Source organism: Pseudomonas sp. NFIX28, assembly GCF_900107395.1.
GTDB lineage: Bacteria > Pseudomonadota > Gammaproteobacteria > Pseudomonadales > Pseudomonadaceae > Aquipseudomonas.
In genome coordinates, this window is the sequence record NZ_FNPW01000003.1 from 512,769 (window position 1) to 519,715 (window position 6,947).

Sequence of the window (6,947 nt, forward strand, 5' to 3'; positions counted from 1 at the left end):
TCATCGCGGGCAAGCCTCGCTCCTACGGGGCGTGGCGACAGCCGATACGGAATGCAATACACCTCCCCCCGTTTTTCACGGGGGGGGTTGGGGGGGCTCTGGCCCTTTACTGTTGGTCAAACATGGAGAGATCGGGATGGTTTTCTCATCCAACGTGTTCCTGTTCCTGTTCTTGCCGATCTTTCTCGGCTTGTACTACCTGAGCGGGCAACGCTATCGCAACCTGCTGCTGCTGATCGCCAGCTATGTGTTTTATGCCTGGTGGCGGGTGGACTTCCTGGCGCTGTTCGCCGGCGTCACCCTGTGGAACTACTGGATCGGCCTGAAAGTCGGCGCCGCCGGCGTGCGCACCAAACCGGCCCAGCGCTGGTTGCTGCTCGGCGTGGGCGTGGACCTGGCCATCCTCGGCTATTTCAAATACGCCAACTTCGGCGTGGACAGCCTCAACGCGATCATCACCAGCTTTGGTCTGAACCCGTTCATCCTGACCCACGTGCTGTTGCCGATCGGCATCTCGTTCTACATCTTCGAGTCCATCAGCTACATCATCGACGTCTACCGCGGCGACACCCCGGCGACCCGCAACCTGATCGACTTCGCGGCGTTCGTGGCGATCTTCCCGCACCTGATCGCAGGTCCCGTGCTGCGTTTTCGCGACCTGGCCGACCAGTTCAACAACCGCACCCACACCCTCGACAAGTTCTCCGAGGGCTGCACGCGGTTCATGCAGGGCTTCATCAAGAAAGTGTTCATCGCCGACACCCTGGCGGTGGTCGCCGACCATTGCTTCGCCCTGCAGAACCCGACCACGGGCGACGCCTGGCTCGGCGCCCTGGCCTACACCGCGCAGCTGTACTTCGACTTCTCCGGCTACAGCGACATGGCAATCGGCCTGGGCTTGATGATGGGTTTCCGCTTCATGGAAAACTTCAAGCAGCCGTACATCAGCCAATCGATCACCGAGTTCTGGCGGCGCTGGCACATCAGCCTGTCGACCTGGCTGCGCGACTACCTGTACATCACCCTGGGCGGCAACCGCAAAGGCACGCTGATGACCTACCGCAACCTGTTCCTGACCATGCTGCTCGGTGGCCTGTGGCACGGTGCGAACATCACCTACGTGATCTGGGGCGCCTGGCACGGCATGTGGCTGGCGATCGAGAAAATGCTCGGCATCAACACTTCGCCGCGCAGCCTGAACCCGATCCGCTGGGCGCTGACTTTCCTGCTGGTGGTAATGGGCTGGGTGATCTTCCGCGCCGAGAACCTGCACGTCGCCGGTCGCATGTACGGCGCCATGTTCAGCTTCGGCGACTGGTCGCTGTCGGAACTCAACCGCGCCAGCCTCACCGGCCTGCAAGTGGCGACCCTGGTCGTGGCCTACGCCACCCTGGCGTTCTTCGGCCTGCGCGACCTGTATCGCAACCCGACGCCGGTCAAGAGCAAGCCCGAATTCAACACTGAGGCCGACGGCCCGGCCACCGCCCAGCCTGGCCTGATCAAGGCGGTACCGGGAGACAAGCCGGACAGCATCCACCAGCCGGGCTACACCGTGGGCGTCGAAGCCCAGGTCCAGCCGGCCTACTGGGTCGCCGACTGGCCGCGTTATGTGATGCGCGCCCTGGTGCTGCTGCTGTTCATCGCCTCGATTCTCAAACTCTCGGCGCAAAGCTTCTCGCCGTTCCTTTACTTCCAGTTCTGAGGGATCTGACCATGACCCGCTCATTACGCGTCTTCTATATCGCCCTGTTCCTGGTGACCCTGATGGTCCTGGGCCTGTGGTCGGTGCGCAGCTTCTTCGGCTTCAGCACCAACAACGACGCCACCGTGCTCAACGGTCGCTGGGCCAAGGCCGTGGAAACCCACTACGACGACGAGTTCCCGATCAAGCGCCTGGGTACCAACCTGTGGGCGGCCCTGGACTTCAAGCTGTTCAACGAAGGTCGTCCGGGCGTGGTGCTCGGCCGCGACCAGTGGCTGTACAGCGATGAAGAGTTCCACCCGATCGTCAACGAAGAACTCAACCTGCAAGGCAACTACGCGCTGGTCGAAGGCGTGCGCCAGACCCTGAAAGAGAAAGGCGTGAAACTGGTGATGGCGATCATCCCGGCCAAGGTGCGCCTGTACCCGGAACACCTGGGCGACGTGCAGCCGGCCAGCATCCACGCCAACCTCTACCAGGACTTCCACGCCCGCGTGGCGGCCGACAAGATCCTTGCCCCCGACCTGCTGGGCCCGCTGCAACAGGCCAAGCAGAACGGCCAGCAAGTGTTCCTGCGCACCGACACCCACTGGACCCCGGCCGGCGCCGAAATCGCCGCCAACCAGTTGGCCAAGGCGATTGCCGAAAAGGCGCCGCTGATGGGCCAGCCGCAACGTTTCGTCACCGAAGCCGAGCAGACCGTGGTGCACAAGGGCGACCTGCGCCTGTTCCTGCCCCTGGACCCGCTGTTCGAAAACCTGATGCCGGCCAAGGAGCCGCTGCAAAAACGCGTGACCCGTGCCGCCGACGACCAGCCGGCCGCCGACGACGCGCTGTTCGCCGACAACGAAGTGCCGGTGACCCTGGTGGGCACCAGCTACAGCGCCAACCCCAACTGGAACTTTGTCGGCGCGCTCAAGCAGGCCCTGCACAGCGACGTGGTCAGCTACGCCGAGGACGGCCACGGCCCGGTGCTGCCGATGCTCAGCTACCTGAAAAGCGATGCCTTCAAGAACAGCCCGCCCCAGGTGCTGATCTGGGAGTTCCCCGAACGATATCTGCCGGTCAACAACGAAATCGGCGACGCCGACCCGCAGTGGGTCGCAGAGCTCAAACAAGCCGGCGCTCGCCAACAGAACCTAGCCGTTAACAGCAAATCCGAGACGCCCGATCGGGCGCAAAACTGAAAGAGAGGTACACCATGACTTTCACTACAACTCCGCGTCGTCTCGCCAAGTCCCTTGCACTGGTAGCCGGTGTCAGCCTGTTGTCGATGCAAGCCTTCGCCGGCGATGCCGCCCTCTACGGCCCGACCGCGCCCAAAGGCTCGTCCTTCGTGCGTATCTACAACGCCAGCAACCAGGAAGTCAGCGCCACCGTCGGCAGCACCAACCTCAGTGAAGTCGCGCCGCTGGCCAGCAGCGACTTCAGCTTCATGCCCGGCGGCGACTACACCGCCAAGGTCGGCAGCCAGAGCGTGCCGGTGAAACTCGCCGCCGACCACTATTACACCCTGGTCAACAACGCCAGCGGCCAGCCGCAACTGATCGAAGAGCCGCCGTTCAAGAACAAGCAGAAGTCCCTGGTCCGCGTGCAGAACCTGAGCGACAAGGCCCTGACCTTGAAGACCGCCGACGGCAAGACCGCCGTGGTCCAGTCGGTGGCCGCCAAGGGCCGTGGCGAACGCGAAATCAACCCGGTCAAAGTCAGCTTCGCGCTGTACGAGGGCGACAAAAAAGTCAGCGACTTGAAGCCGGTCGCCCTGGAGCGCGGTGAAGCCGCGGTGCTCTACGTCACCGGCAACGGCAGCAGCCTGTCGCCAGTCTGGGTCAAGCGCCCGGTCTCGACCCGCTGATATGAATTTTCCGGATTGACGCTCCCCTGTAGGAGCCAGGCTCGCCGGCGATGAGGCCCTTGAGAACGCCATCGCCGGCAAGCCTGGCTCCTACGGAGGACCGGTTGGCCAATCCGGGCAGGAACAAAAACAAGAGAGTGAAACGACAGAACTTTCGTGGCTCTAACCCAAACGATTTTTGAAGGAGTAACAACATGATTCCGGTGATCTTGTCAGGTGGTAGCGGCTCACGTCTTTGGCCGCTTTCGCGCAAGCAATTCCCCAAGCAATTCCTCGCCCTGACCGGCGAACACACGCTGTTCCAGCAAACCCTCGAGCGCCTGGTGTTCGAAGGCATGGACACGCCGATCGTGGTCTGCAACAAGGACCACCGGTTCATCGTCAACGAGCAGCTGGCGGCACGCAAACTCGAGGCCCAGCGCATCCTGATGGAGCCGTTCGGGCGCAACACCGCGCCGGCCGTGGCCCTGACCGCGATGATGCTGGTCAATGAAGGTCGCGACGAGCTGATGCTGGTGCTGCCGGCCGACCACGTTCTGGAAGACCAGAAAGCCCTGCAACGCGCCCTGGCCCTGGCCACCGTGGCCGCCGAGCGTGGCGAGATGGTGCTGTTCGGCGTGCCGGCCTCCAAGCCGGAAACCGGTTATGGCTACATCAAGTCGACCAACGACGCGCTGCTGCCCGAAGGCGTGAGCCGCGTCTCGCACTTCGTCGAAAAACCCGACGTCAAGCGCGCCACCGAGTTCGTCGAGGCCGGTGGCTACTTCTGGAACAGCGGCATGTTCCTGTTCCGCGCCAGCCGCTTCCTCGAAGAGCTGAAAAAGCACGACCCGGACATCTACGACACCTGCCTGCTGGCCCTGGAGCGCAGTGCCCAGGACGCCGACACCGTGGACATCGACCCGGCCACCTTCGCCTGCTGCCCGGACAACTCCATCGACTACGCCGTGATGGAAAAGACCCAGCGCGCCTGCGTGGTGCCGCTGAGCGCCGGCTGGAGCGACGTGGGCTGCTGGTCGTCGCTGTGGGACGTGCATGAAAAAGACGCCAACGGCAACGTCAGCAAGGGCGACGTGGTAATCCAGGACAGCCGCAACTGCATGATCCACGGCAACGGCAAGCTGGTGTCGGTGATCGGCCTGGAAAACATCGTGGTGGTGGAAACCAAGGACGCCATGATGATCGCCCACAAGGACAAGGTCCAAGGCGTCAAGCAACTGGTCAACACCCTCAACGAACAGGGCCGCAGCGAAACCCAGAACCACTGCGAGGTCTACCGTCCCTGGGGCTCCTACGACTCGGTGGACATGGGCGGGCGCTTCCAGGTCAAGCACATCTCGGTCAAGCCGGGCGCGTGCCTGTCCCTGCAGATGCACCACCACCGCGCCGAACACTGGATCGTGGTCAGCGGCACCGCCGAAGTCACCTGCGACGAGAACGTGTTCCTGCTCACCGAAAACCAGTCCACCTACATCCCGATCGCCTCGGTGCACCGCCTGCGCAACCCGGGCAAGATCCCCTTGGAGATCATCGAAGTGCAATCGGGCAGCTACCTGGGCGAAGACGACATCGAACGCTTCGAAGACATCTACGGCCGCTCCACCCCGGTGGAACGCGGTATCTCGGTGAAAACCATCGCCCAGTAACCCGCCAGAACAAGAAGCCCCCGTCCAGCCGACTGCGTCCCCTATCCGCAGCCGGTTGGGCGGGGGCTTTTTTATGCCCACGCACCTAACGAGCCCCCGTAGCCGCTGCCGAGCCCGCGAGGCTGCGATCGACTGAGTAGTAGGCGCAGGGTCTTGAGATCGCTGGAAGGCCTTCGGCCTTATCGCAGCCTGCGGCAGCGGCTACAGAGGGGGCTCTCCCCATTCCTACGCGACATTTAGAAAGCGCCAGCGGGCGTTTCAGATAGCTCTCAACGACTTCATCCATACCGCTCATTAGTGTTTCGCGAGGCTCAAACACACAGCGAACACAGCGATGGCCGAGCAACCCTCCGGCAACCAATACACCACTGACGCCCGTGGCGAACCGACCCCGATGCCGCGCGTGCTGCGCCCGGCCAACCCCAACCCGCCGCTGCCCGGAGCGCGGCCGAAGAGCACCGCGATACTGGGCACGCCTCCAAGTTCTCCTCCCCCTACGGAGCCGGTTCGCCCATCCGCCCCAGCGGCGCCCGGCTTCTACGTCGTGCCCCACAGCATGCCGCTGGCCGAACTGCAACGCCGCCTGTTCGACAGCCCCGCGCCTGGTGTCCTGGCCAAATACCTGGCCCTCAATCCGGGCCTGGGCGATACGGTCAAGGCCGGCAGTCTGATCGTGCTCAGCGATCCGGCCAACCACGCCTGCACCTACGAGGAAGCGCAACTCATGCAGGCCGCCGAACAGGTTAAGATCGCCCTCGAACCGCTGACGCCCGACGAAGCCGACTTTATGGTCCGCCATCAGGCCGAGATCGCCGACTTCACCAGCCAGGCCTCGACCTGGCTGGGCATCGGCACCGCGACGATGGGCAAACACCTGGACAAACTGCGCGAGACCCTGCACGACATGGAACGTCTGCATCAAGACAGCTACCGCCAACACGGCCACCTCAAATCCCCCGAGTTCTTCGCCCGGCGCCAGCAACTGCTCAGGCAACTGGACGCGCAACTGCTGAACTCCACCCGCCTGCGCGGCTACACCACCCTGGGCGACCACCCCAAACTGAAAACCGCCCTCGGCCTCTCCAGCCGCAGCCTGGTGCACCACTGGAACAAAGCCGGCGCCCCCGGCCAGATACCGGGCTATGTCGCCCACGTAAAATCGGTCAGCCGCGCGGCGAAGTACATGCAGATGGGTGGGTATGTGGGGATTGCGCTGGGTGGGGTTTCGTCGGTGTTGAAGGTTCAGGAGGTTTGTCAGGCGGGGTCGGGGGAGGAGAGTTGCAGGAAGGTTATGTTTACTGAGACGGGGAAGTTTGCAGGTTCAACAATGGGAGGAAGCCTGGGAGCTTATGTCGGGTACGCCAGTACTTCCATCTGTGCGGTAATTGGAGCGTCTATGAACTGGTCAAGTAATCCTGGACACCGATTACGGTCTACGCCGCCCGTTTCTCCCTCGCGATCGGCGACCAATAGTCGTTGTAACTGTGAGGCCTGATCGTGTTGTAGCGCGTGACGTAACGCTGCACATCCACGCGGGCCTCATGCTCCGAGTCGTAGCCTGTTTCAGGCACCCACTCCGATTTCAAACTGCCAAAGAAACGCTCCATCGGGGCGTTGTCCCAGCATTCGCCTTTACGACTCATGCTTTGCCGGTGTCCATGTTCCAGCAGCTCATTTCTGAACTTATGGCTGGTGTACTGGCAACCTTGATCGGAGTGAAACAGCACGTCTTTGGGATGTCCCC

The 6,947-nt window shown here is 62.7% G+C and carries 6 protein-coding genes; 5 read left to right on the forward strand and 1 reads right to left on the reverse strand.

The genetic code is table 11. The features are described 5' to 3' along the window. Window positions 1–136 precede the first annotated feature (136 nt). The 5 genes from BLV20_RS08725 to BLV20_RS08745 all read left to right on the forward strand — a co-directional run bounded on the left by BLV20_RS08725 (window position 137) and on the right by BLV20_RS08745 (window position 6,698). Window positions 137–1,702, forward strand: coding sequence for an MBOAT family O-acyltransferase (locus tag BLV20_RS08725; RefSeq protein WP_092299773.1), 1,566 nt, complete (start codon window positions 137–139; stop codon window positions 1,700–1,702). Between the two features lie 11 nt (window positions 1,703–1,713). Beyond that, window positions 1,714–2,889 carry an alginate O-acetyltransferase gene (locus tag BLV20_RS08730; RefSeq protein WP_092299776.1) on the forward strand — a complete coding sequence of 392 codons (1,176 nt, stop codon included), beginning with the start codon at window positions 1,714–1,716 and terminating at the stop codon, window positions 2,887–2,889. A gap of 14 nt (window positions 2,890–2,903) precedes the next feature. Further along, window positions 2,904–3,557, forward strand: a complete 654-nt coding sequence (locus tag BLV20_RS08735) for an alginate O-acetyltransferase AlgF (protein WP_092299779.1) — start codon at window positions 2,904–2,906, stop codon at window positions 3,555–3,557. A gap of 194 nt (window positions 3,558–3,751) precedes the next feature. Then, complete coding sequence (locus tag BLV20_RS08740) at window positions 3,752–5,203, forward strand: mannose-1-phosphate guanylyltransferase/mannose-6-phosphate isomerase (protein ID WP_092299782.1); 1,452 nt, start codon at window positions 3,752–3,754, stop codon at window positions 5,201–5,203. 556 nt (window positions 5,204–5,759) lie between these two features. Then, window positions 5,760–6,698 (forward strand): hypothetical protein, encoded by a 939-nt coding sequence (locus BLV20_RS08745; RefSeq protein ID WP_371914302.1) that lies wholly within the window; start codon window positions 5,760–5,762, stop codon window positions 6,696–6,698. Here the strand turns inward: BLV20_RS08745 and BLV20_RS08750 are convergent. After that, window positions 6,637–6,947, reverse strand: a 311-nt coding sequence (locus BLV20_RS08750; protein ID WP_139192690.1) for an integrase core domain-containing protein, incomplete at its 5' end; no start/stop codon positions are given. The genes BLV20_RS08745 and BLV20_RS08750 overlap by 62 nt on opposite strands.

What these genes read in the sequence shown, in the direction of transcription:
- BLV20_RS08725 (WP_092299773.1), top strand. Translation starts at nt 137, where the DNA reads ATGGTTTTCTCATCCAACGTGTTCCTGTTCCTGTTCTTGCCGATCTTT.
- BLV20_RS08740 (WP_092299782.1), top strand. Translation starts at nt 3,752, where the DNA reads ATGATTCCGGTGATCTTGTCAGGTGGTAGCGGCTCACGTCTTTGGCCG.
- BLV20_RS08745 (WP_371914302.1), top strand. Translation starts at nt 5,760, where the DNA reads ATGCCGCTGGCCGAACTGCAACGCCGCCTGTTCGACAGCCCCGCGCCT.
- BLV20_RS08730 (WP_092299776.1), top strand. Translation starts at nt 1,714, where the DNA reads ATGACCCGCTCATTACGCGTCTTCTATATCGCCCTGTTCCTGGTGACC.
- BLV20_RS08735 (WP_092299779.1), top strand. Translation starts at nt 2,904, where the DNA reads ATGACTTTCACTACAACTCCGCGTCGTCTCGCCAAGTCCCTTGCACTG.